At 61.4% G+C, this 23,014-nt stretch carries 24 protein-coding genes; 10 read left to right on the top strand and 14 right to left on the bottom strand.

Annotated features, from left to right (window positions below):
* Positions 1–8: 8 nt before the first annotated feature.
* From ACFFP0_RS01275 to ACFFP0_RS01220, 12 genes are all read right to left on the bottom strand, one after another.
* A complete protein-coding gene (locus ACFFP0_RS01275) occupies positions 9–1,472 on the bottom strand; it encodes a hydrogenase 4 subunit F (protein WP_377254923.1) in 1,464 nt (487 codons plus the stop codon).
* Positions 1,469–2,134 (bottom strand): hydrogenase-4 component E, encoded by a 666-nt coding sequence (locus ACFFP0_RS01270; protein ID WP_377254920.1) that lies wholly within the window; start codon positions 2,132–2,134, stop codon positions 1,469–1,471. Before ACFFP0_RS01270 ends, ACFFP0_RS01275 begins: the two co-directional genes overlap by 4 nt.
* Entirely contained in the window at positions 2,134–3,090 is a 957-nt protein-coding gene (locus ACFFP0_RS01265; RefSeq protein ID WP_377254917.1) for a respiratory chain complex I subunit 1 family protein, read from the bottom strand. Before ACFFP0_RS01265 ends, ACFFP0_RS01270 begins: the two co-directional genes overlap by 1 nt.
* Positions 3,081–5,096, bottom strand: coding sequence for a hydrogenase 4 subunit B (hyfB, locus tag ACFFP0_RS01260; protein ID WP_377254914.1), 2,016 nt, complete (start codon positions 5,094–5,096; stop codon positions 3,081–3,083). The genes ACFFP0_RS01265 and hyfB overlap by 10 nt, the downstream gene beginning before the upstream one ends.
* Positions 5,093–5,407: a helix-turn-helix domain-containing protein gene (locus ACFFP0_RS01255; RefSeq protein WP_377254911.1), complete on the bottom strand. Its 315-nt coding sequence runs from the start codon at positions 5,405–5,407 to the stop codon at positions 5,093–5,095. Before ACFFP0_RS01255 ends, hyfB begins: the two co-directional genes overlap by 4 nt.
* Before the next feature lie 66 nt (positions 5,408–5,473).
* Positions 5,474–5,734, bottom strand: coding sequence for a hypothetical protein (locus ACFFP0_RS01250; RefSeq protein WP_377254908.1), 261 nt, complete (start codon positions 5,732–5,734; stop codon positions 5,474–5,476).
* 160 nt (positions 5,735–5,894) lie between these two features.
* Positions 5,895–6,749 (bottom strand): N-formylglutamate amidohydrolase, encoded by an 855-nt coding sequence (locus ACFFP0_RS01245; protein ID WP_377254905.1) that lies wholly within the window; start codon positions 6,747–6,749, stop codon positions 5,895–5,897.
* Between the two features lie 11 nt (positions 6,750–6,760).
* The gene (locus tag ACFFP0_RS01240) at positions 6,761–7,597 is read right to left on the bottom strand and encodes an alpha/beta fold hydrolase (RefSeq protein WP_377254902.1); all 837 of its coding nucleotides are present in this window, start codon (positions 7,595–7,597) and stop codon (positions 6,761–6,763) included.
* Positions 7,598–7,623: 26 nt separating this feature from the next.
* Positions 7,624–8,922 carry an amidohydrolase family protein gene (locus ACFFP0_RS01235; protein ID WP_377254899.1) on the bottom strand — a complete coding sequence of 433 codons (1,299 nt, stop codon included), beginning with the start codon at positions 8,920–8,922 and terminating at the stop codon, positions 7,624–7,626.
* Positions 8,923–9,012: 90 nt separating this feature from the next.
* The gene (locus ACFFP0_RS01230; RefSeq protein ID WP_377254897.1) at positions 9,013–9,690 is read right to left on the bottom strand and encodes a GntR family transcriptional regulator; all 678 of its coding nucleotides are present in this window, start codon (positions 9,688–9,690) and stop codon (positions 9,013–9,015) included.
* 54 nt (positions 9,691–9,744) lie between these two features.
* Complete coding sequence (locus ACFFP0_RS01225; protein ID WP_377254894.1) at positions 9,745–10,575, bottom strand: amino acid ABC transporter ATP-binding protein; 831 nt, start codon at positions 10,573–10,575, stop codon at positions 9,745–9,747.
* Entirely contained in the window at positions 10,576–11,340 is a 765-nt protein-coding gene (locus tag ACFFP0_RS01220) for an amino acid ABC transporter permease (RefSeq protein ID WP_377254890.1), read from the bottom strand.
* A gap of 18 nt (positions 11,341–11,358) precedes the next feature.
* Between ACFFP0_RS01220 and ACFFP0_RS01215 the strand changes: the two genes are divergently transcribed.
* The 8 genes from ACFFP0_RS01215 (at position 11,359) to ACFFP0_RS01180 (ending at position 19,984) form a co-directional block, all read left to right on the top strand.
* Positions 11,359–12,168: a substrate-binding periplasmic protein gene (locus ACFFP0_RS01215; RefSeq protein ID WP_377254887.1), complete on the top strand. Its 810-nt coding sequence runs from the start codon at positions 11,359–11,361 to the stop codon at positions 12,166–12,168.
* A gap of 88 nt (positions 12,169–12,256) precedes the next feature.
* Entirely contained in the window at positions 12,257–13,123 is an 867-nt protein-coding gene (locus ACFFP0_RS01210; protein WP_377254884.1) for a fumarylacetoacetate hydrolase family protein, read from the top strand.
* A 19-nt stretch (positions 13,124–13,142) separates the two neighbouring features.
* A complete protein-coding gene (locus ACFFP0_RS01205; RefSeq protein WP_377254881.1) occupies positions 13,143–14,324 on the top strand; it encodes an alpha/beta fold hydrolase in 1,182 nt (393 codons plus the stop codon).
* 342 nt (positions 14,325–14,666) lie between these two features.
* Complete coding sequence (locus ACFFP0_RS01200) at positions 14,667–15,356, top strand: response regulator (protein ID WP_377254878.1); 690 nt, start codon at positions 14,667–14,669, stop codon at positions 15,354–15,356.
* Between the two features lie 16 nt (positions 15,357–15,372).
* The gene (locus tag ACFFP0_RS01195) at positions 15,373–16,578 is read left to right on the top strand and encodes an FIST N-terminal domain-containing protein (RefSeq protein WP_377254875.1); all 1,206 of its coding nucleotides are present in this window, start codon (positions 15,373–15,375) and stop codon (positions 16,576–16,578) included.
* Complete coding sequence (locus ACFFP0_RS01190; RefSeq protein ID WP_377254872.1) at positions 16,575–18,824, top strand: hybrid sensor histidine kinase/response regulator; 2,250 nt, start codon at positions 16,575–16,577, stop codon at positions 18,822–18,824. Before ACFFP0_RS01195 ends, ACFFP0_RS01190 begins: the two co-directional genes overlap by 4 nt.
* A gap of 132 nt (positions 18,825–18,956) precedes the next feature.
* Positions 18,957–19,634, top strand: a complete 678-nt coding sequence (locus tag ACFFP0_RS01185) for a hypothetical protein (protein ID WP_377254869.1) — start codon at positions 18,957–18,959, stop codon at positions 19,632–19,634.
* Complete coding sequence (locus tag ACFFP0_RS01180) at positions 19,631–19,984, top strand: hypothetical protein (protein ID WP_377254866.1); 354 nt, start codon at positions 19,631–19,633, stop codon at positions 19,982–19,984. Before ACFFP0_RS01185 ends, ACFFP0_RS01180 begins: the two co-directional genes overlap by 4 nt.
* Positions 19,985–19,994: 10 nt before the next feature.
* Here ACFFP0_RS01180 and ACFFP0_RS01175 read toward each other — a convergent pair whose 3' ends face one another.
* The gene (locus ACFFP0_RS01175) at positions 19,995–20,795 is read right to left on the bottom strand and encodes a quinoprotein dehydrogenase-associated SoxYZ-like carrier (protein WP_377254863.1); all 801 of its coding nucleotides are present in this window, start codon (positions 20,793–20,795) and stop codon (positions 19,995–19,997) included.
* 182 nt (positions 20,796–20,977) lie between these two features.
* Here ACFFP0_RS01175 and ACFFP0_RS01170 point away from each other — a divergent pair, with 182 nt between their 5' ends.
* Positions 20,978–22,042 (top strand): quinoprotein relay system zinc metallohydrolase 2, encoded by a 1,065-nt coding sequence (locus ACFFP0_RS01170; RefSeq protein ID WP_377254860.1) that lies wholly within the window; start codon positions 20,978–20,980, stop codon positions 22,040–22,042.
* Positions 22,043–22,067: 25 nt separating this feature from the next.
* Here ACFFP0_RS01170 and ACFFP0_RS01165 read toward each other — a convergent pair whose 3' ends face one another.
* A complete protein-coding gene (locus ACFFP0_RS01165; RefSeq protein WP_377254857.1) occupies positions 22,068–22,661 on the bottom strand; it encodes a hypothetical protein in 594 nt (197 codons plus the stop codon).
* A 164-nt stretch (positions 22,662–22,825) separates the two neighbouring features.
* Here ACFFP0_RS01165 and ACFFP0_RS01160 point away from each other — a divergent pair.
* A partial coding sequence (locus ACFFP0_RS01160; RefSeq protein ID WP_377254854.1) for an alcohol dehydrogenase catalytic domain-containing protein occupies positions 22,826–23,014 on the top strand: 189 nt, incomplete at its 3' end.

The raw sequence follows: 23,014 nt of genomic DNA, 5'->3' as shown, positions 1-23,014 counted from the left end.
CTCTCCCGTCATCGAAGAAGGTTGGCGACATGCTGAAACCAGGCAACCAGCGGTGGCGGCAGATAGATGCCGGCACCGAGGACCAGCGCCAGATGAGCATACATCGGAATATAAGACGCCTTGCCGGGAGCGGTGCTGCCGCGCGGCTGGCCGAAGGCCACTCCTGTCAGCCGCAGGAGCAGGGCGCCGAACGCCACCAGCAGCCCGAAAACGAGCGGGATCGCGAGCCGCGGATGCCTGGCGAAGGTCGAGCTGACGATCAGGAATTCGCTCATGAAGATGCCCATCGGTGGAAGGCCGGCGATGGCCACGACGCCTGCAAGCAGCCCCCAGCCCAGAGCCGGATGGGTTTCGGTAAGGCCTCGGATAGCGGAAAGCCTTTGTGTTCCCTTGATCTGGGCAACGTGACCCACGGCGAAGAAGATCGCCGATTTGGTGAGCGAGTGCATGACCATGTGCAACAGCCCGGCGAAATTGGCGAGCGGTCCGCCGAGACCGAAAGCGAAGACGATGATGCCCATGTGCTCGATCGAGGAATAGGCAAACAGGCGCTTGATGTCGCGGCGGCGGTAGAGCATGAAGGCCGCGAAGATCAATGACGTAAGCCCCATCGTCATCATCAGCGGCCCGGCGGCGATCGCCTCGGGGCTTGCACTGAGCAGGATCTTGAAGCGCAGGACGGCATAGAGCGCGACATTCAGCAGAAGGCCGGAGAGCACGGCCGAAATCGGCGTCGGTCCCTCGGCATGCGCATCCGGCAGCCAGGCATGCAGCGGTGCGAGACCCACCTTGGTGCCGTAACCCAGAATGAGAAAGACGAAGGCGACGTTCAGAAGCGCCGGGTCGAAGGCCGCGACATGCTCGACCAGAATGGTCCAGACCATGGCGTCATAACCTTCGCCGACGACGGGTTGTGCGGCGAGATAGACGAGAATGGTGCCAAAGAGCGCAAAGGCGATGCCGACGCTTCCGAGGATGAAATATTTCCAGGCGGCTTCAAGCGCCTCATGTGTGCGATAGATGCCGACCATCAGCACCGTCGTCAGCGTCGCAAGCTCGACCGCAACCCACATCAGTCCGATATTGTTCGAGACGAACGCGAGGTTCATGCCGAACATCATGATCTGGTACATGGCATGATAGAAACGAAGGTTCACCGGCGTCAGCCGACCGGTTTCGAGCTCGTGTGCAATATAGCTCGCGCTGAATATGCTGGTGGTGAACCCGACGAAGGCATTGAGGACGATGAAGACGATGTTGAGATCGTCGACCAGCAGGTATTGGCCCGGCTGGGGCCTCTCGGTGACGAACAGGGAAAGAGCGGCAAGCAATGTCAGAAGGCTTGCAAGCACGTTGAGTCGCGACGTGATCCTGTAGCCGGGCAGCAGCGTCAGAAGGGCGGCCGCAACCACGGGGATCAGGAGAACTGCGGCGACCGCATCAAAGGCGAGCGGAGGGGCGAGTGCGTTCACTTCCGTCGCCTTCCCTTGAAGTCATCGAGCGCCCGGACATCGACGGTGTCGAACCGCTCGCGGATGCGGAACAGGAAGACGCCGATGACGATGAAGGCGATCAGGATCGAGAAGGCGACGCTGATCTCGACGACCAGCGGCATGCCCTTGGCGCCCGTCGCGGCAAGCACCAGCCCATTTTCCAGCGACATGAAGCCGACGACCTGGCTGACGGCATTGCGACGCGTGACCATGATCAGGAGTCCGAGCAGGAGAACCGAGAGCGCGAAGGCGAGATCCTCGCGCGCCAGGGGATCGGCCTCCGGCGTGACGCGCAGCATCACCACGGTCGCCAGCGCGACCAGCCCGATGCCGGCCAGCATGGTGGAGCCGATTCCGACGACGGTCTCGATCTCGCGATGGATGCCGAGCTGGCGGATCATATGATGGAGCGCCACCGGGATGATGATCGCCTTGAACACGAGAGCGATCGCCGCGGTCACGTAAAGATGCGGCGCATCCTGCACGAAGGCCTGCCAGGCGACGGATAATGTCAGCACGAGGGAGTGCAGCGCGAACACGTTGAGCAGCGCATAGAGGCGATCCTGGTAAAGCATCATCATGCTCACCAGCACCAATCCGCCGGCGAGCATATGGGCGATGTCGAAAACCGGACCGTTCATCACAGGCTCCTCGAAACGAAGCGCAGAAGAGTGGCGAGCAGCGCAAGCATGAGTGCTGCGCCCAGGAATTCCGGCACACGGAAAACCCGCATCTTGGCAACCGAGGTTTCGAACAGCGCAAGAAGCGCTCCGCCGACCGCAAGCTTGGCAAGATAGGCGAAGAGCCCCGCCAGATAGGCGGCCGGTCCGGCTTCCGGGGCAGCGAGCTTCCACGGGACGAATATGCAGGCGATCAGCGAAATGTAGAGGAGCAGCTTGAGAGAGGCGGCCAGTTCGATCATCGCGAGATGCCGGCCGGAATATTCGAGCACCATGGCCTCGTGCACCATGGTGAGCTCCAGATGGGTCGCCGGATTGTCGACCGGGATGCGGGCGTTCTCGGCGACCGCCACGATGATGAGAGCGATCAGCGCGATCGCGAGTGAAACCCGCAAACCCACAGCGGGAGAGCCCATGAACGCGGCGATGGTGGAAAGCTGCGTCGAGCCGGCGACCAGGGCCAGCGTGAAGATGATGAGCAGCATCGAGGGTTCGGCAAGCGTCGCGATCATCGCCTCGCGGCTTGAACCGATGCCCCCGAAGCTGGTGCCGACATCCATGCCGGCGAGCGCGAGGAAAAACCGCGCGCTGCCCAGAAGGGCGATGATGGCGATCAAGTCCGCGGTCCAGCTGAAGATCAGGCCGGTCGCGAAGGTGGGGATGACGGCGGCCGCCACCCAGGTCGAGGCGAAGATCAGGTAGGGTGCCGCCCTGAACAGCCAGGAGGCATTTTCCGCCACCACCGCCTCCTTGCGGAGCAACCGCAGGAGATCGCGATAGGGCTGGATCACCGAAGGCCCCTGCCGGCGCAGCAGCCTTGCCTTGATCTTGCGGACGAGCCCGGTCAGCAGCGGTGCGAGCAGCACGACCAGCGCCATCTGCAAAGCCTGCACGAGAAGGGCGGAAATCAGGACCATAGCGCCAGCACCAGAAGCAGGGAAACGAGCGCCAGGAAGACCAGGCTCAGATAACGCCGGATCGAAAGGAACTGCAGGTGATTGAGCTTTTCGGCAACAAACCCGACCGCGCCCGCAATCGGCACATAAAGCCCCTCCCATATGAGATCGTGTTGCTCGACGGAGAAGGTGGCTGGCCTGAGATCGCCGGGAGCGGGCATGTCGACCCGCTCGCGGACGCGCATCGCGCGCGTTCCGAAAACGCGCCTGATGGGCTGGGCGAAACTGCCCGCCGTATATTGCGTCAGGGGACTGCTTTCCGGAAAGCCGCAATCCCAGGCAGGCGAACGACGAAGCGCCCGCGACGCGTAGCGATGGACGATATAGGTCGTCGCCGAGGCCGAGAAAGCGATGAACACAAAGACTAGCAGGCCGTTATAGGAGCTGCGGCTTTCGGCGACGGGCACGATCGACAGCCATGGGATATCCGTCTGCACCGGCATCCGGTCGCCGACGAGAGAAAGCACCACGGGCGCAGCGCCGTCGATGACGATCCCGGGCAGGACGCCTGCCAGCAGGCAGAGGCCGGCAGGCACGCCCATCGCAAAGAGCGAGAAACGGTCGACTTCCGAGACTCCACTCGCTGCGGGGGTCCGGGGACGACCGAGAAACGTAATGCCGAAAGCCTTGATGAAACAGGCAGCGGCCAGTGCGGCCGACAGGGCAAGCAGGCCGCCGACCGCCGGCACCGCTATCTTCAATGCCCATTGCGGCAGATCGGGGCTCTGTAGGATGGCCTGGAAGGCCAGCCATTCCGAAGCGAATCCATTGAGCGGCGGCAAGGCCGAAATCGCGACGCAACCGACAAGGAAGGTGAAACTGGTCACGGGCATGCGATGGATGAGGCCGCCCAGCTTTTCCATGTCCCGCTCGCCCGTTGCCGTCAGCACCGCGCCGGCACCGAAGAACAGGAGGCTCTTGAAGAGCGAATGGTTGAGCACATGGAACAGGGCTGCGGTCAGGGCGAGCGCCGCGGCCAGGCCCATCCCGTTTGCCTTGAACGCCAGCGCCAGCCCGAGGCTGACGAAGATGACGCCGATATTCTCGATCGTGCTGTAGGCGAGCTGGCGTTTGAGATCGCGTTCCATCATCGCGTGCAGGATGCCCAGCACCGCCGTGCCTCCACCCAGCAACAGAACGACGAGGCCGAACCACCACATCGGCGTGCCGAGTAGATCGAAGGTGACGCGGATGAAGCCATAGACCGCGATCTTGGTCATGACGCCGCTCATCAGCGCCGAGACATGGGTCGGCGCGGCGGGATGAGCCAGAGGCAGCCATACATGCAGTGGCACGAGACCCGCCTTGGAGCCGGCGCCGAGCAGCAGCAGGGTCAGGACGAGGCCTGCCGTGAGCGGCGAATGTTCGGCAGAACGGATGGCCGCAAAGCCGTAGGCCCCGTCCGGTCCGGCAAGAAGACCGAAGGCGAGCAGCAAGGCCAGGGTGCCGAAGCTCGCCATGACGATATAGATATAGCCCGCCCTGCGATTGTCGGCATCGCGGTGATGCGACATCACCAGCGCCCACGAGGCGAGCGACATGAATTCCCACGAGATCAGGAAGGTGAAGGCATCATCGGCGAGCAGGACCAGGTTCATGCCGGCGATGAAGGCCGGGAAGAACGGCAGCACCCGGTGTGGTGCCTGTTCGTGTCGGCCGTAGCCGAGGCCATAGAGACTGGCGAGCATGGTGCCGAGATTGACCACGAGGAGAAAGAAGGCCGAGAGCGCGTCGAGCCGGAAATGAGCGCCGAGCCACGGCAGGCCGATGGGAAGGACGAGGGTCGGCGCATCGGCGAAAGACACCGGGAGATGCGACAGGCTGGCGACGAAGACAACCAACGAAACGAGAAGATTGAGGCCGTAAACGGTCGGGGTCGCCAGATGGGACCGGCTCATCAGGATTCCGATGCTTCCCGTCACCAGAAACGCGGCGATGCACGACAGGATGACGGAAAGGGATGTCATTGACGCGACCTCGCCTGACCCACGGGTTTAGACGATGTCCTTGATCCGTCTTCGGGTGGCTTGGCTTTCGTCCTCAGCCGGACCCCCCGTCCGCCGTCCTCGCTGACGGCTCGCTCGTTTATGAGTTCGATGCCGGCGCTGTCCAGAGCTGCCAGCAGCCGCATCAGCGAATCCACGTTGCCGCGAACGACGTCGACACTTGCCTCCATGCGCTGGATTGTCGGCACCGAAACTCCCGCCCGCTCGGCCAGCTGGCGCTGATCGATGCCAAGAAGGGCTCTTGCAGCCCGCATCTGAGCTGCAGTGATCACGATTGAACCATCGCCTATCCGACATGAGCCCTGATATTTGCAGGATACACCATGTCTAGTGATGTCTCAAATTGGAGTTTTGATGGACTCGATACAGGTCTTGCCTGTCAGCGTTCGTATTGGAGAGCGGGGAAAATCTTCGTTCTTGGCGAAAGGAAATCGCAATCTTCGAGGAGCATGGCTCGTACCCGCCCTGTGGCCCGGCGGACGAAACTGCTCCTGCTCGACCAAGCGACCAGCACGCTTGATATCGAGCACCGGATGGCCGTGTTCCGCTTGTCGTGCTGTTATCACCTTGCGATCACGCATGTCGCTGAACAGCGACATCTCCTTTGTGCGAGGCCCGGCGTTCCAAGGCAGGACGAAACGAGGCAAATGGCCAAGGGAACACGCCCTTGGCCACACTTGATGCATCAGGCTGGAACTCAGGATGCCCGAGGTGTGCTTCCGGTTTAACCGTCGCAGCCTTGGGTAAACCGTAGTGTCCTCATTTTGAGCGCAGGTCGTTGGACAGCGTTTTAAGCACGTTGTTTACGGCGTTCTTGATCTCGTCGAAGCCTTCGTTCTTGCGGAAGGTCTTTACGTCCATAAATTTCTTCTTGTTGATCTCCACGAGAATACTCTCGATACCCCCCTCGGGATTGCCGTAACGGCGATTTATTTCCCCGCCTCCGTAGGGGAAATTGACCGTACAGCTGAAGCCTTGCTCCCGGAACAGGCCTGCGACGTATTCGATGAATTCAGGCGAACTCGATTCCGTTCCGCGGATATTGTTCCCCACGCAGAAGTCGGGGCGTTCCTGGCCCGGATCGGGATGCGTAGGAGCGCCGATCGCGGACATGCAATGGCAACTCAGATGATAGACCTTGCCGAAACCGGATTTGGCCCGGTCGATAATGGCGCCCAACTCACGATGGTACGGCCGATGATATCGGTTCAGCCGGTCCTCGATTTCATCGTAGGTCAGCTTGCGTTCCTGGACGGGCTCGCCATATCGGGACTTCGCCTTGATCAGGCCAAGCCCGCGCTTCGATACCGTAGGTTCCAGCGGCACCGGCCAGGGAAGCACCACGAGTTCGGGGTCGATGTCCAGTTCATGCCGGTTCGCATCGATGTACATGTGGGGAAAGAGTGCATAAAGCATCGTTCCGCCGTACCGGGGTGTGTCGGCCCAGATTTCGTCGACATACATGGAAACGTTGTCGTGAATGGCATTGAACGGCACATTCGTCCGCATGTCGGTCGGATACTCCCGGCCGCTTCGCGAGACGTCGACAACCAGGGGGACTGGCGACACCTCCGGCTCATAACGATAGAAAATGCCTTGTTCAACATATACCATTTCATCACTCCTTAGTTGTGTGAGTTTGTCGCCGTCCGGGCCACGAGTTCATCGACTGCCGCTAGAAAGGTCGGTGCATGCTCGACCGCGACGCTGTGGGCGCACCGATTGAGGACGATGACCTTCGAATTGGCGACGCGGCGTGCCAGTGGCAGCGAGGTGTCTTCCGGCGCGAAGGACGCATCCTGGAAACCGTGCATGAACACGACCGGGCAGGTGATCGATGCAAGTTCGGCGTCCCGAAGCGCGGCCGCGTTGAGGTAATGGTTCGGGCTTTCGGAGAACATGCTTGTGAAATAGTCCCGATAACCCGGGGCGGTCAGGACCGCCAGCCGGTTGTCCACCTCCTCGTCGGTCGCCAGGGACTTGTCGTAGAAGGTGCGTTCCACAGCGGCCCGAACAGCGTCATGTCCCTCCGGAAAGCGCCAACGCGGTCCGGGCCTCCCTTCGACGGGAGGCATGCCGGTCGTGCCGGTGGTGAGAACTCCCCGCACATGCGGCGACCCCGCCGCCGCCTTCAGGACGATGGAACCGGACAGCGAATGTCCGACAAGCACCGCAGGTTCTCCGGCGAACCGGTCGATGAGCATCCGGGCCTGACGGACCCACATGTCCATGTCATAGAAAGGTTTGTCCGGTTTGAGGCCTGAGCGCCCGAAGCCGACGAGGTCGGCTGCAAGTACGTGGTACTTCCGCGAAAGCGGTCCGATGACTTTCTTGAAATTCGAGTGGGTTCCGACCCCGGCTCCGGAGCCGTGCAGAAGGATAATCGGGACACCGCTTCCTCCCTCCCAGCAATGGACCGTCGTTCCCTCGAACGGCAAATCGAATTCATGAAGTGTTTTCATGGAGTGCCTTCCTTCTCGATCGCGTCTCAATGGGCTCGGGGAGGCTCGTTCTTCAGCGGGAGATAGCCTTCGGTCGTCCGATCGACGATCCCGCCATCCTTCATGACCAAGGTCAGATGCTCCGGCTTGTGCAGGATGGAGATGTCGGCAACCGGATCGCCGTCCCAGATGATGATGTCGGCCAGCATTCCGTCCCTGATGGCTCCGGTCTTGCCTTCCAGCCCGATCGTCACGGCATTCAGGCTGGTGGCAGCCATGATCGCCTCCATGGGCGACATGCCGATCTCCTTCACGAAGATCTCCAGTTCGAGCCCGTGCCATCGCCCATGTCCGTAAGCTGCGACGTTTCCGCTGTCCGTGCCGGCGAGGATGCGAATCCCGCGATCGCGGGCTTTCTGGATAGCGCGGTAGTTGATATCCAGCTGCCGCTTGAGCCGGTCGCGCATCTTTTCGGAAAAGCCCATCTCTCCACCGAACTTGACCGCGATGGCCGGGGAGGTGAAGGCCGGAACGATCGGCATTCCGCCTTCGGCCACCGCATCGAGATCCTCGTCGGTTGCCCAGTCGGCGTGGAATATCCAATCGACGCCGGCTTTCGCCGAATCGCGCGTGGACCCCGAGCCTCGGGCGTGGATGCTGACCTTCAGGTTGCGGCGATGGGCTTCCTCCACGACCGCACGCAGTTCCGCCTGCGATACCGTCTGGATGTCGCCCCAATAGGAATCCGCGACCTTGATCATGTCGACGCCATATTTGCTCTGGCGCCGAACTTCCGTCACGAATTCGTCGATGGTGTTGCAGATCACGCCTGCGGAAGCGGTCGGGCCGCTTGTGTCGCCCATGGCGGGGCTCCAGGCGGACGTCTGGTCGAAGATACCTCCATAAGGGGTCAGTCCCCGCCCTGCCACGAACATCCGGGGGCCTTTCAGGAGGCCGCCATTGATCGAATCGCGCACCGCCACGTCGGCAAACCACTTGCCGCCGGGAACGGATATCCCGGTGACGCCGGCGTGCAGGACCTGGGTTGCGTTCCGACCGGCCCACAGCGTGCAGAACTCCGCGCTCGATGGGAATTTGACGCCTGGAAGGCTCCCCTGATGCAGAGACATATGGCAATGGGCGTCGATCAAGCCGGGCATGATGTATTGCCCGGACGCATCCACCACCTGAGCTGTGCTCCAGTCCCGGCTCTCGTCTTCATTGAGCGTCCCGACTTTCCGGATCGTGTTGCCCTCGATGTAGAGGCCCGGGTTGGATCGCGGCGCCGTTCCTGTGCCGTCGATCAGAGTGCCTCCCATGATCGCAATGCGCTTGCTGTCTGCCATCTTATGCTTCCCTCTTTTATGACTACAGTCGATTGTATTCAAATTTCGCTACGAAGGTTCCGTAGGGTCGCGAAAGGCCGATGCTTTGCCTCAGCCCAGTTCGCGCAGTTTGGAGACGAGTCTCGTCATGGTATGTTCGACGTGCTCGCGGCTGAGGCGGGCGACTTCGTCGGCGTCCTGTCTTTCATAGGCGTCAAGAATCCGGCGGTGGTCCTCGGTGGTTCTCTCGATGTCCGGTGCTATGTTGCCGCCGATCCGCACATACAACGTCACCAGATCGCGCTGCTGGCCCAGCATGCGGAGCAGGTGAGGGCGATTGCAGGGCGCGAACAGCCGATCGTGAAAGCTTCGGTTGGCGACGCCCCAGCCTTCCCGATCGTATTTGGCGCGCGCCTGGATCTTGAGCATCTCCTTGAAGGCCTCTTGCACCGCGGCCACGTCGCTATCCGTCCGTTTTTGCGTTGCGAGATATCCGGCGCGCTCCTCCAGGAGCATCCGGACATCAAAAACATCCTCCACTTCGTCCGCGTCGAGCGAGGCGACCACATAGCCTCGACGCGGCCGCTGCACCACGAGGCCTTCGCCTTCCAGGCGCTTCAGAGCCTCGCGAACCGGGACCCGGCTGAAGCCGAGACTGCTGGCGATGTCTTCCTGGATCAGCGTGTCTCCCGGTTTAAGCTTGCCCCCGAGAAGAGCATTCTTCAGCACGCTGTAAGCATGTTCAGGCACGCTTACAGGACCATCGACTTTTCCCAGGACGTCGCTCAAGGGCGGCATTCTTTTTTCTCCTTACTTTTATAAGTTCAGGCACCGGAGCCAGACTCAACCGTTCCTCGGCTCTGCCCGCGCCGGGCAGCCGGCGACTTGACAGTGCCCCGGATCAGGAACTTCGCGAAGGGTTCGCCGCAGAAAGTTTTGTGTCCGCTCGTGTTTTGGTGCCCTGAAAATTTCATCGGGCGGTCCTTCTTCGAGAATCTGCCCCTGGTCAACATATACAACACGGTCGGCAACTTCCCGCGCAAAAGCCATTTCGTGAGTGACGACGATCATCGTCATTCCCTCTGTCGCCAGCTGGCGCATCGTTTCGAGCACTTCACCGACGAGTTCGGGGTCCAGCGCCGAGGTCGGCTCGTCGAAGAGCATCAGCCGCGGCTGCATTGCGAGTGAGCGCGCGATGGCAACCCGTTGCTGTTGGCCGCCGGAAAGATGGCTTGGGTAGGCGTTGCGCTTTTCGGCCAGTCCGACCCGCTCAAGGAGCAACGAGCCGAGCTTCTCGGCCTCCGCCTTCGACATTCCCCGCGATATGATCGGGCCGAGCGTCACGTTCTCAAGCGCGGTCTTGTGCGGGAAAAGGTTGAACCTCTGGAACACCATGCCGATCTGTGCGCGCATTTCCTGCAGCTTGCGGTCGCCAAGGGGGCGGAATCGCCCCTTTTCCTCGCGCCCCATCGGCTCTCCGTCGACAAGGATGGACCCCGCATCCGGAATCTCCAGAAGGTTGATGCAGCGAAGCAGGGTGGTCTTGCCCGAACCGCTGGCGCCGATGACAACCACGACTTCGCCTTCCGCGACATCCAGGTCCACTCCGCGCAGGACGACGTGGTTCGAAAAGGACTTTTTCAAGTTCTGGATCTTCACCTTCGAAACAGACATCTAGTCTTTCCTTGCAAGTTTGCGCTCGATCATCGCGGCGAGGTAGGAGAGCGCCGTGCAGATGACGTAATATTCCAGCCCGAGGAACGTATAGAGTTCGATCGGCCGAAAGGTCGTCGTGGCGAGAAGTTGCGCGACATACGTCAGATCCTCGACGCCCAGGATTGAGACGAGCGACGAGAACTTGACGAGCGACACGATCTCATTGACCAGCGGCGCGATCATCTTGCGCAGCGCCTGGGGCAGGATGATTTTCCGCATCGTTTCGAATCGGCTCAGTCCGATCGTGGCCGCAGCCTCCCACTGGCCGCGGTCGATGCCCTGAATGCCGCCCCGGATGATCTCCGCGGTATAGGCGCCGGCCCCAAGCCCCAGGGCAATGGTGCAGGAGGCAATCGAACTCAGCTCGATTCCCAGGAAAATCGGAAGGCAGTAATAAACCCAGATCAGCTGGACAAGCGTGGGCGTGTTTCGAAAGACGCTCACATATGCCGCAGCGGCTCCCTGCGACAGCCTGCTCCGCGAGGTTCGCATCACGCCGAATGCCGTTCCGATGACCAGCCCCATCGCAAGCGCGACAAAGGCAACCAGGAACGTGACGCCAAGACCCGACAGCAGGATTGGCAAATTGTCCCACACAACACCAAACGAAAACCGATACCCCATCCCGATTGAGTTCCCCTTTTTGATTTTCAGGATCGAATTTGAGCCGACCATAGCGGCTTGACTTTCGACATTCAATAGAAGATTGTATTCAATATCCAATAAACAGGGGAACTTGAAATGAGCAAGCTTTTTGCACTGCTGAAGAGTGTGTTTGTGTGCGGCCTTGCCGTGTTGGCGCTCGGCGCCTCCGCCTATGCCCAGCAAGGCGATTCCATCCTGCGTCAGATTTCCGATCGCGGAACGCTGCGCGTGGGCTGGACCGTGAACTATCCTGCTTCCTATCGCGATCCCGCCAGCGGCAAGGTGGCGGGCTACGCGATTGATGTCTTCAACGATCTCGGAGCGCAGCTCGGCGTCAAGGTCGAATATGTCGAAGATTCCGTGGCCACCATGGCCGCGGGTCTGCAGTCGAAAAAATTCGACGTGACGATCCCGCTGGCCATCACGCTTCCAAGGCTGCAGGCGTTGAGTTTTTCCAAGCCCTTCATAAAGTCTCCCGCCGCCCTGGTGGTGCGGGCCGAAGACGCCAAGAAATATGCCGGCTGGCAGGATCTCGACAAACCCGAGCTGACGATCTCGACAACACTCGGCTCGAATATCGACATGTTCGTCACGGCCGTATTCAAGAACGCCAAGATCATCCGTGTGAAGAACCAGACGGACAGCGTTGCGCAGGTCATCGCCGGCAAGGCGGATGCCTGGGCCAATTCGACTTCCGCCCTGACGGATGTGGTCGGGAAGCGCCCCGAACTCGTACTCCTGCCAAATTCCGAGTACGGCGCAAGCCCGCTGGCGCTGCCCATCGTGCAGGGCGACTTCATCTGGGCAGCCTATCTGGACGAATTCCTGCGCGTGGAGAAGGAGAACGGCAAGTTGGCGGCCGCCATCAAGAAATATGGCTACGCAGAGGACGTCCTGTACGACTGACGCGGCAAAAGCATCACGCTGCCCGGCGACCGTACGCCGGGCAGAACCTTCTACACTCCGAAAACAGAAACAACAGGAATACAGCAGAATGAAGTATTGCGTCTATTCAGACGGTGTGCGGCGCCATGTCGGTATCGTCTCCCCCAATCTGGAGGCCGTCGTCCCTCTCGATCTGAGCGAGCCCGAGGCGGAGAACGGCGTCGCCGCCCTCATCGGTCGTGCGGTCGCACCTCAGCCACTTCACGACAAGGCGGTCGCGCTGAAAGACGTCCGGCTGGACGCGCCGCTTCCGCGGCCGCGACGCAACATTTTCTGCATCGGAAAGAATTATTCGGAACATGCCGCCGAATTCGCATCGAGCGGCTTCGACAGCAGCGCCGCGGCCGGCGTGGTGCCCAAGGCTCCGATCGTCTTCTCCAAGGTCCCGGAAACGGTGATCGCCAGCGGCGAACCTATTCGGATCGAACCCGATGTGTCGACCGCCATCGACTACGAGGCCGAGTTGGCGGTCGTCATCGGCAAGGCGGGGAAGGGGATTTCGCGCGAGGCGGCTCTGGATCACGTCTGGGGCTATACGATCGTCAACGATGTGACGGCCCGGGATTTGCAGGGTCTTCATAGCCAGTGGCTGATCGGCAAGTCGCAGGACAGCTTCTGCCCGATGGGACCATGGATCGTGACGCGGGACGAGTTCGATCTCGGGAATGCCGGCATTCGCTGCTTCGTCAACAATGAGCTGCGCCAGTCGTCGAACACCAGCCTGCTCATTTTCGACGTGCCGCGCATCATCGAGACCATTTCGGCCGGAATCACGCTTCTGCCGGGCGATGTGATCGCGACAGGCACTCCGGCCGGTGTCGGCATCGGCTTCACCCCTCCGAAATACCTATCGCCCGGCGATCGCGTGAGGATCGAGATCGACGGAATAGGTGTCCTCGAGAACCCGGTTATCTGATTTCAGTGAGGTTTGTTTCATGGCCATCTCCCAAACGACTTTCACGACGCCTAACGCGGAAAAATATCTCAATCAGCTTTGCAAACACTGGAACCATCGTTTTCCGGTAACCTACACGCCTTATGAAGGCTGGATTCCGTTCAGTGCGGAGAAGATCTGCAAGCTGGATGCCGAAGAGGGCGTTCTGCGCATTCGCCTCAGCCTGGCGGACAGCGGGCAAATGGAACAGTTTCAGAACATGGTCGTTGAGCACCTGCGCCGGTTCGCATTTCGCGAGGAACCGGGCCAGCTGATCTGGTCGGATGGCGACGAGGAAGATGCCGCATCGTTTGCGACCGTTCCTGACTTTGTGGAGCAGGAGGTCGAGGCGACCGGGATATTGAAGGATCATGCGGTTCGCGTCTCCGGCCGGACTGTCGTGATGACCTATTCCGAAGGCCCGGGACGGCCGTTGCTTCTTTTTCACGGATTGGGCGGCAGCGCCCGTTCCTTCGTGCCGGTCATGCCGGCGCTGGAGGCTGCCGGTTTCCGGCCGGTGGCTGTGAACATGCCGGGATATCGCGGCAGCGACAGGCTTTACGACGACTTTCCGACACTCGAGCAGTTTGCCGAGCATCTGCGTGGCCTTCTTGACGAAATCGCGATCATGCGGGCCGATATTCTTGGGCATTCGCTTGGTGGCGTCCTGGCATCGACCCTTGCACACTTCCATCCGGATCGTGTCGATCGGATGGTGCTGAGTTCTCCGCCCAGGGGATTTGGGCTCGGCGGACCGGAGAACTGGCCCGAAGCTCACACGAAACGCATTGCAGACCTCATCGCCGAAGGGCCGGAGCTTTATGCGCAAAAGCGCGCCGCCTCATTGTGCGCCGAGGGTGCCGACGAGCCGGCTGTCGAGGCTGTTCGCGGCGAAATGGCGCGACTGACGCCTGAAGGGTTGCGCGCCGCGTCGTCCCTCTATGCGCGAGCAGATCTGCATAGGCTTCTGGCCGAATCGACCAGCCCCATCCACTTTCTTTCCGGAGACCGCGACCGGATCGTTCCTGCCAATGTCGTGGCGGAACATGGCGCAGTGCTGGGCAAAGCCGTCACGGCCATGACCGGCGTCGGCCACGCCGGCTACGCCGAAGACAGCGAACAGTTCGCCGAGGCGGTTATCGGAGGATTTACGTCACTGCCGATCTTGTCTTCCATCGTGTAATGCGCCCGCGCATCCTCTTGAATATCCTCAATTTGTTCAGCCGTTGGTGTGCGACGGCTGAAATTCTTCAAGAAGCGCGGTCGATCAGGCCCGGCGTCCTCGGAGAGTGTAAAGGCTCCCGACCATTCCGCACCCGGCGTGCTGGAGCCGACATCGCTCCTGACCGCCCTCATCACAGTTTTGAACTCAGCATTGCCGGGTCTGGAAAATTGTGCGACAAATTCGTCGCTGTCATGTTGAGGAGAGCATGGCTGCATTGGGAGCAGAGATTTTTCCGGTGGTGCCTAAGCCGTTCGAGACGGCTTCCTGCATTGCCCAGAAAGGATTTTTGGGAGGAAAGCTATGTCACGGGCAGCACTGTCCGTACCGTCGCTTTCGATCAAGTCGGCGCTGGTGATCGATGATCACCCGCTCTATTGCGATGCTCTTGCGACGACGATGGAGAGTATCTTCAATACCCGCCGGATTCGAACTGCGACTACGCTAGGCGAGGCATTGCATCAATTGCGAATGCGGTTTTCGCCGGATCTTGTCATCCTGGATCTCAACCTGCCCGATGTATCGGGTTTGAGCGGTTTCCTGAAGATCAAGGAAAAGATGCCGGATGTTCCAGTGATCGTCATCTCGGCGATCACGACGGAAGGTGTCGTGCAATCGGTGATTTCCGCCGGCGCGGCGGGTTTCATTCCAAAGGAAACAGGACGGCAGGTGTTCCAGGAAGCCATGACGGAGATCTGGAACGGCAAGACCTATGTGCCGCCGGGTTATGCCATGCCGGCCCGGGCGCAGGAGGACGACCGTTCCGTCGAGACGATCTCGCGCAAGATCGCTCATCTTTCGCAGCAGCAGACACGCATTCTGAGCCTGATCTGCGAAGGCATGCCGAACAAGCTCATCGCCTATGAGATGCAGCTCGCCGAGGCGACCGTGAAGGCGCATATCACGGCGCTCCTGCGGCGGCTCGGGGTGCACAATCGCACCCAGGCGGCGATGCTGGTGAGGGAAGTTTCCATCCGCCACAACCTTCAATAGGAGGGTGCCGGCGGCGGTGACAAGCCTTTCACGGGAGGACGGCAGGAGGGTGGCGGCGCAACGGGAGGCTCTTGACAGGAAACCCGCGAGAGCGGTGCGTATCGCCGTGTCCCATGCCGGCGATACGAGGGAGGCTATCCTCGATATCCGCCGTCAATTGTCGAACGCGCGGCCGAGCTTCATTCTTCTGTTCGTACCCTGTCGGCTGGCGACCAAGGCGTTGCCAGCCGTGCTTGCGGACGCCATGCCTGACACGGTGGTATTCGGCTGCACTACGGCCGGCCAGATAACGCCGCGCGGCTATGATAACGACGGGCTGGTCGCGCTCGCCTTCGAGCGAAGCCATTTCCGGGTTGCGTCGGCCCTGTTTTCACCGATCTCGCCGCTTTCCATCGCGGATGTGGTGTCACAGGCCGAGCGGCTTTCCGCCCAGTTCGGCAGCACGCCGGGACGTCGGCGCCTGGCGCTGATCTTTGCGGATGGGCTGTCCAAGCAGGAGGATATCCTGGTCGCGGCGCTGGAGGCAGGGCTCAGCGACATACCGGTGTTCGGCGGCTCCGCGGGCGACGGACTGCGCTTCCAGCAGACGCAGGTCCTGCGCGACGGCGAATTCCAGAGCAACGCGGCGCTTCTCCTGTTGCTGGAAACGGATCTCGATTTCCGGGGCCTCGGCTTCGACCACTTTCAGCCGACGGAAAGCCGCATGGTGGTCACCCGCGCAGTTCCCGAGGAGCGGCTGGTACTGGAGATCAACGGTTCGCCCGCCGCGGAGGAATATGCGCGGCTTGTCGGCGTTCCGGTCGACGAACTCTCTCCGACCATCTTTGCGGAAAATCCGGTGCTGGTGCGCAATCGCGATCTCTATCATGTGCGCGCCATCCAGCAGATCCACGGAGAACATGGCCTGACCTTCCTCTCGGCGATCGATGACGGCCTGCTTCTCACGCTGGGGCGGGGCAAGGAGATCATCCGCACCCTCGATAGCGGCCTGACCGTCACCGATGACGATGGCGCCGAACCTGATTTCATCCTCGGGTTCGACTGTTACCTGCGCAAGCTGGAAATCGAACGAAAGGGGCTGGCTGACGAGGCATCGGAACGCTTTCGCCAGCACCGTGTGGTCGGCTTCAGCACCTATGGCGAGCAGCATCTTGGCGTGCATGTGAACCAAACCTTCGTCGGCGTTGCCTTCTTCCGGCCGGAACGGGGGGCGGCCCTATGATCGACCCGAACGACCCTCCCGAGGTCCAGATCGCCAAGCAGGCGAAGATCATCGAAGCGCTCATCAACCGCGCCGAGCGCGGCCACCAAGTGGGCGGCACGGCCTATTCGCTGTTCCAGTCGGCGATCACGCTGCAGGCCAAGGTCTGGGAGAAGACGAAGGATCTGGAAAAGGCGCTCGACACGCTCGGCAGGGCGTCGAGCGAGCTCGAAATCGCCTACCAGACGCAGGAGCGCATGCAGCGCAATCTCGCCGACGCCATGGTTGCGATGGAAGGAGGCTTCGCCCTCTTTTCGGAAGATCGGCTGCAGGTGTGCAACACGCAGTTCCGGCGGCTTCTGCCGGATGTCGAGCCGATGATCAAACCCGGGCTCGCATTCGAGGATTATCTTCGCGCCGTCGACGCCAGCAAATACCTCGCAAGCGAGCAGACCGAGGGCGTGAAGGCCGTTCGCAGGCGAACGGCGAACGGCCTGCCGGAGACTGCCGGTCACAGTTTCTCTTCCTTTGTCATTGCGCTTCGCAATGACCGGTGGTTCCAGATTTCCCGCCGCCAGACCAGTTCGGGCAATATTGCCGTGCTGCAGACGGAGATTACCGATCTGGTGCGGGAGAACCGGCGGGAAAAGGACCGTCTGATCGACCAGCAGGCCCATCTCCTGCAGGCGGCCTTCGACCACATGTCGCTCGGGGTTTGCACTTTTTCCTTCGAAGGCGAGCTTTTGGTGCACAATGAACGGTTTGGCGCGTTGCTCGGCGTGCCTCTGTCCCTTTTGAAAAAGCGCACGTCGTTCCAGCGGATCATAGAGCATGTCGAACGCCACGAAATCTTCGACCGAAAATCCCGCCGGCCGGAATTGGCGCGCTGGTTCAAGGCATTGCGGCGTGGAGAGACCGTGCAGCAGCGCTTCCGGCGGCGCGATGGCATGCGCCTCGACATGCGCCTGCACGGCCTGCCGGACGATGGTTTCATCGTCTCGCTCATGGATGTGACAGCGGAAACGGAGGCGGCCGCCCTGCTCGAACAGCGGGTGCTGGAGCGCACGGCGGAGCTGACCGAAGCCAACCGGCAACTGCAGGTCCACGCCGCGGAGCAGACGAAGATCGAAGGAGCATTGCGGCTTGCCAAGGAAGCCGCGGAAGCCGCGCATGTTTCCAAGACCCGGTTTCTTGCCGCCGCCAGCCACGATCTCCTGCAGCCGATCAATGCCGCCAAGCTCTACCTGTCGACGCTGACGGAGACGGTCGGGGAGACGGGCGCGAAGGAGGTCGTGAGCCGCCTCAACCGCTCCTTCACCTCGATCGAGACCCTGCTGCAGGCGCTGCTCGACATTTCACGGCTGGACAGTTCCGGCGCCGAATTCAGCATCACGTCCTTTTCGCTTGGAAACATGCTGCAGGGACTGAGCGAAGACCTGGCGCCGCTCGCTTCGGAAAAGGGAATCGAGCTCAGGATCGTGCCGTCGAGCCGCTGGGTGACGAGCGACCAGCGCTATCTCATGCGCTCGGTGCAGAACCTCGTGGTCAACGCCATTCAGTACACGGAAAGAGGCAAGGTGCTGGTCGGCTGCCGGCTTGCCGGCCCGCGCCTGCGCGTCGAGGTGTGGGACACGGGGATTGGCATATCGGAAGCCGACCAGGAGCGCGTGTTCAAGGAATTCACCCGGGGCGGCCGGGGCAAGGGCACCGGTATGGGACTGGGACTCTCGATCGTCGAGAGGGCCTGTCGTCACCTTGGCCATCCGGTTCGTCTCGTTTCCCGGCCGGGTGTGGGCTCCATGTTCTCGATCGACGTGCCGCTGGCCGCGCCGGGCCCTGTCGCCCTCTACGAAAACCCGGTGGTGGAGGCTGCGCCGGAGGGCGATCTCGACCTGATCGTGATGGTGGTCGAGAACGATGCGGACGAACTGCATGCGATGACGCAAAAGCTGGAGGGATGGGGCGCGAGCGTGCTTGCGGCCGGTTCGACGCTCGAAGCCGTCTCCCTGATGCAGGAGATCGGGACCGCGCCCGATATCGTGCTTGCGGACTACCAGCTTGACGATGACGACAACGGTATCGAAACGATCCGTACGCTGCGCGCGCTTGCCGGCTCGGAGATACCGGCCATCATCATTTCCGCCAACCGGCACCGCGACTTTCAGGTGCAGGCGAACGAGATGTCCTTCGCCGTGCTGACCAAGCCGGTGCAGCTCGTACGCCTCCGGGCGCTGATCGACTGGAAGACCCGGGTGCGGGTCGCGTGAAGCGGGATGACCGCTGACTTCGATACGGGCCTCGAATACAGACCCCAAATGCAACCCTAAATACAGACCAATGTCTGCGGTGACGTGCTGAGGAAGACGGCATTAGGCTCATGGCAAAAAGGGAGGTTGGCAATGCGTCTGTTCGTGCTTCTTCTCGTAATGCTCGGCTTCGCCGGAGCTGCGTCCGCTGCCGGAACCTACGATCTTCTGTTCCACAAAGGGTCCCTTTCGGGGCTCGATGCCCCGCCGCCGGCAGGCGTCGGAAAACAGCCGCCGGATACCCTGCTTTATGACCGGGTGCTTTCCGCCGGAAAGAAGGGAGAGGCGCCGGACAGCGACAATATCGGCCTGCAATTGACCGGCGACGACAATGTCGCGCTGATCCTTCGGCAGGGTCCCCGGATGCGGTCGCTCGGCAATTTCCCGGCTTCCGTCGGCAACCCGCTCATCATGTATTTCCTTGAAAGCACGTTGTCGGATATCGCCGCTCAATCCGGCGGAAGCCCGTTCTACATCCGCAACCGCATCAAGGAGGCGCTCCTGAAGGATGCGGAGATCGTGCCAGTCTCGGTGCAACTTGGAGATCGCGACATCGCCGCACAGAGAGTGACGCTTCACCCGCTGGAGAAGGACAAGGCGCGTGCCAGGATGGGGCGCTTCGCCGAGCTTGCGCTGTCCGTTGTCGTTTCGGAGGAGGTGCCCGGCTGGCTCTACTCGCTGGAAGCGACCGTGCCGGAGGGGCAGGGGGCGGAGGATGCCGGCTACCGGAATGTCATCACGCTGACGGACAAGGGCGAGGCAAAGCCATGAGACGGCTGATCGCCTGCCTCCTCCTCGCCTCGGTCTTTGGTGCGCCTGCGGCGGGGCAAAGCTTGCAGGAGCGGCTGAACGACTATCCCACGGAAGCGCGCGCCGATTATGTTTTCGCCTGCATGGCGGCAAATGGGCAGAACCGCACGGTCCTCAGGCAATGCGCCTGTTCCATAGACGTGATCGCCTCCATCCTGCCTTATGAGAAATATGTCGAGGCCGAGACCGTTCTGACATTGCAGCAGGGGACCGGCGAGCAGCTTTCGATGTTCAAGGGGGCAGTCGTGCCACGCGCCATGGTCACCGATCTGCGGAGGGCGCAGGCCGAGGCGGAAATGCTCTGTTTCTGAACCGTTGTTGTCAGGCCGGCGGGCGTTTGGGCAGGACGCGGTCGAAAATATTGCCCTCGGTGTCGACCGCATGGATGGTGAACTCCAGCGAACCATCGTCGACATAGGTGAAACGGAAAGTGGGATTCTCGCTGATCGATATGCCGCCTTGCAGCGTGAAGAGCAATTCGCTGCCCTGGCGCACTTCCAGTTCGTTGATGAAATGGGCGCCGATGAAGAGTTGAGTGATCTGGTCGCGCTGCAAGCCTGAATAGTTCGGGTGCCGGATCATGATCTGCGCTTCCCGACGGACGTTCTGCGCGGTGCCTGCCGTGTCGAAGCTTCTCAGGCGCATTTCGCCCATGCCTTTCAGCGCGGCAGCCGGATCTTTCGTCGCCGGCGCGGAGCAACCGCCGGAAGCCTTGACGAAACGGCCGGTCATGTAGCTGCCCTGCGGCGTGTCCGCGATCACCCGGACGTTGGAATACTGGTTGACCCGCACGCGGGTTTCGAATTTCAGGGGCATCATGGCCGGGCCGAAACGGATTTCGGCGGCGACCGGCGAAGGGTTTTCATCGATCACCAGCTTGATCGATGAAATGGGGCCCATCGTCCTGTCCGTCTGTTCGATGGTGATCGGCACGATAGCCGCGTCATCGGCGCGATAGGGAGCGGTCATCGTGAGGAAGCCTCCGCCATCGAGCAGGGATGCGTCACCGGCGACGTCGCCCCTGATGTCGTTCCAGGTGGCGCTCTCGACCATCGGATTGTTCGGGCGCGGTTCATCGCCCAGGGCGAAACCCGCTGAAAGCAGGATCCGACAGCGCCGCAAGTGCTTGTCTCATCGGTGCGATGTCCCCTGTGCTGATGGCCTGCAATGCCTGGGGCACTCATGTCTTTCATCATATGCCATGTCGGGCCTGCGAAGAACCGAGCCTTTCGGATGTGTTGAGGCATTGCCGTGCCGGACGCAGGCTCCGTCGGATTCTGGTGTCCGGAAACAGGAAGAGGCCGATGTTCGAGGCTTTCGTGTCTTTGTGTCTACTGTCCGCCGTGGAGGCATCCGGTGCGGCCTCTTCCGACGGGACCTGCCGCGTGGCGCTGCTGCCGGGTCATGCGGCGGTAAGCGAGGCGGCATGCGAAGAGAGCGTGCGGGATCGTCCCCCGTCCTGGCTTACCACCTTCGCTCCCGCCGAACCGTTCTGCCGGCCGCGTCGGGAGTCGCGGCTTGCATTCACGGAAATAGCGCCCGGATTGTTCGTTCATCGCGGTGACGTGGCGGAACCGGATGCCGGGAATGCCGGCGATGTCTCCAACATCGTATTCGTGGTCGGAACGCAGGGCGTTGCCGTTGTCGATGCCGGCGGTTCCCGGCAGGTGGGCGAGGAGGTCTATCTTGCCGTTCGCCAGCGGACCGCACTGCCGATCTCCCACCTGATCCTGACCCATATGCATCCGGACCACGTTTTCGGCGCCGAACCGCTGCGCGAGGCCGGGGCGAAGATCGTCGGACAGCAGAACCTGCCGGGGGCGCTTGCCGACCGGGCGGAAAGCTACCAGGCGAGCTTCGGCCGGTTGATCGGCGCGCAGGTCTTTCTCGGTAGCCGGATCGTTATGCCGGACCGCATGGTTGCCGATATGGAGACGATCGATCTCGGCAGCAGGACGATCGAACTGAAGGCCTGGCCGACAGCTCACACGTCTTCCGATCTCACCGTATTCGACAGGCAAACCGCGACGCTGATCGCGGGAGACCTGCTTTTCGACGAGCATGCGCCGGCGCTCGACGGCTCGCTCAAGGGCTGGCGCTCGGTGCTGGATGCGCTTTCGGGGATTGAAGCCGTCCGCGCCGTGCCGGGCCATGGCGGTCCGGTGTTTGGCTGGCCGGCCGGGGCGAAAGCGCTGGCGCATTATCTGGAGGTTCTGGAAACCGACACGCGGGCCGCTGTCCGGGCGGGAGTGCCGCTTGCCGAAGCATCACGCAGCATCGGCATGAGCGAGGCGCAGACGTGGGTGCTGTTCGATCTCTACAATCCCCGCAACGCGACGACGGCCTATACCGAACTGGAATGGGAATAAGGTGTCGCTTCGTAAGTTGCCGATGTCAGTGCTGGAGGTGTTTCAGCAATAGCTGCGCGATCGCGTAAGCGCGTTTCTCGATGATGACTGGCGTTTCGCAAACATAGGTCAGCGCCTGCGCCCGATCCTTGTAGATGCGCTCGTCCCAGTCGATCTGTTCTTCCAGCTTGTCGATGCGGTCGAATTCCTGGCTCTTCCCGGCGGTCAGCTTCGCCATTTCGCTGCGGCTGTCGTCGATCTTCTTCGACAGGGCGATCTGGCTGCGGGAATAGCGCGCAATGCCGCTGATCAGGCGATGGCGGTCCTCGGCGAGCTTGTCGAAGGCGTCGTAGAAAATGTTGCCGAGAAGCTGCGCATCGGCGGCCGGCATCTTTTCAACGAAGCTCTGGACCTGCGTCTCGGCCTCTTCGGGGCTTACCCGGCGCAGGGCAAGAATAGAGGCCAGATCGGCGGCCTCCTGAGGCAAAGACGTCCTGGTCACCGGAGTCGGCCACATCAGCCCCGGCGACAGGTTTTCCACCTTGCGCTGGATGCAGGGCCAGTCCGGATCGGAAAAATCGGCGGCTCCGGCCATCCCCGGGGCAAGCACCGCAAACAACGCCAAGCTTGCGATTTTCATGACGATGTCCTCCCTGACAAGCGTCAGTATAGGCCTACCGATGGCCATGCTAAAAGGGCTGATACACACACTAAGGTCGCAATTGTCACTGCGCTTCACCCGTTTGTAATCTGCAGTCAAGGCCGCAGAAGGCCCGCATCATGTAAGTTTTCGGGAGGCGATCCATGCGCACACGCGCTGCTCTGGCTGTTGAGGCCGGAAAACCCCTTGTCGTGACTGAGGTAGAGCTCGAAGGTCCGAAGGCTGGGGAGGTTCTGGTCGAGGTGAAGGCGACGGGGATCTGCCATACGGACGATTTCACGCTGTCGGGGGCCGATCCGGAAGGCCTGTTTCCGGCGATCCTCGGCCATGAG

Source organism: Neorhizobium puerariae, assembly GCF_042429745.1.
GTDB lineage: Bacteria > Pseudomonadota > Alphaproteobacteria > Rhizobiales > Rhizobiaceae > Neorhizobium > Neorhizobium puerariae.
Note: the sequence above shows the minus strand (reverse complement) of the source record. Positions and strands in the feature narration are given on the sequence as shown.

Excerpts from the sequence above, each read along its gene's own strand:
- ACFFP0_RS01270 (WP_377254920.1), bottom strand. The coding sequence starts at position 2,134 with ATGAACGGTCCGGTTTTCGACATCGCCCATATGCTCGCCGGCGGATTG.
- ACFFP0_RS01265 (WP_377254917.1), bottom strand. The coding sequence starts at position 3,090 with ATGGTCCTGATTTCCGCCCTTCTCGTGCAGGCTTTGCAGATGGCGCTG.
- hyfB (WP_377254914.1), bottom strand. The coding sequence starts at position 5,096 with ATGACATCCCTTTCCGTCATCCTGTCGTGCATCGCCGCGTTTCTGGTG.
- ACFFP0_RS01250 (WP_377254908.1), bottom strand. The coding sequence starts at position 5,734 with ATGTCGCTGTTCAGCGACATGCGTGATCGCAAGGTGATAACAGCACGA.
- ACFFP0_RS01245 (WP_377254905.1), bottom strand. The coding sequence starts at position 6,749 with ATGGTATATGTTGAACAAGGCATTTTCTATCGTTATGAGCCGGAGGTG.
- ACFFP0_RS01240 (WP_377254902.1), bottom strand. The coding sequence starts at position 7,597 with ATGAAAACACTTCATGAATTCGATTTGCCGTTCGAGGGAACGACGGTC.
- ACFFP0_RS01235 (WP_377254899.1), bottom strand. The coding sequence starts at position 8,922 with ATGGCAGACAGCAAGCGCATTGCGATCATGGGAGGCACTCTGATCGAC.
- ACFFP0_RS01225 (WP_377254894.1), bottom strand. The coding sequence starts at position 10,575 with ATGTCTGTTTCGAAGGTGAAGATCCAGAACTTGAAAAAGTCCTTTTCG.
- ACFFP0_RS01215 (WP_377254887.1), top strand. The coding sequence starts at position 11,359 with ATGAGCAAGCTTTTTGCACTGCTGAAGAGTGTGTTTGTGTGCGGCCTT.
- ACFFP0_RS01210 (WP_377254884.1), top strand. The coding sequence starts at position 12,257 with ATGAAGTATTGCGTCTATTCAGACGGTGTGCGGCGCCATGTCGGTATC.
- ACFFP0_RS01205 (WP_377254881.1), top strand. The coding sequence starts at position 13,143 with ATGGCCATCTCCCAAACGACTTTCACGACGCCTAACGCGGAAAAATAT.
- ACFFP0_RS01200 (WP_377254878.1), top strand. The coding sequence starts at position 14,667 with ATGTCACGGGCAGCACTGTCCGTACCGTCGCTTTCGATCAAGTCGGCG.
- ACFFP0_RS01190 (WP_377254872.1), top strand. The coding sequence starts at position 16,575 with ATGATCGACCCGAACGACCCTCCCGAGGTCCAGATCGCCAAGCAGGCG.
- ACFFP0_RS01185 (WP_377254869.1), top strand. The coding sequence starts at position 18,957 with ATGCGTCTGTTCGTGCTTCTTCTCGTAATGCTCGGCTTCGCCGGAGCT.
- ACFFP0_RS01180 (WP_377254866.1), top strand. The coding sequence starts at position 19,631 with ATGAGACGGCTGATCGCCTGCCTCCTCCTCGCCTCGGTCTTTGGTGCG.
- ACFFP0_RS01170 (WP_377254860.1), top strand. The coding sequence starts at position 20,978 with ATGTTCGAGGCTTTCGTGTCTTTGTGTCTACTGTCCGCCGTGGAGGCA.
- ACFFP0_RS01165 (WP_377254857.1), bottom strand. The coding sequence starts at position 22,661 with ATGAAAATCGCAAGCTTGGCGTTGTTTGCGGTGCTTGCCCCGGGGATG.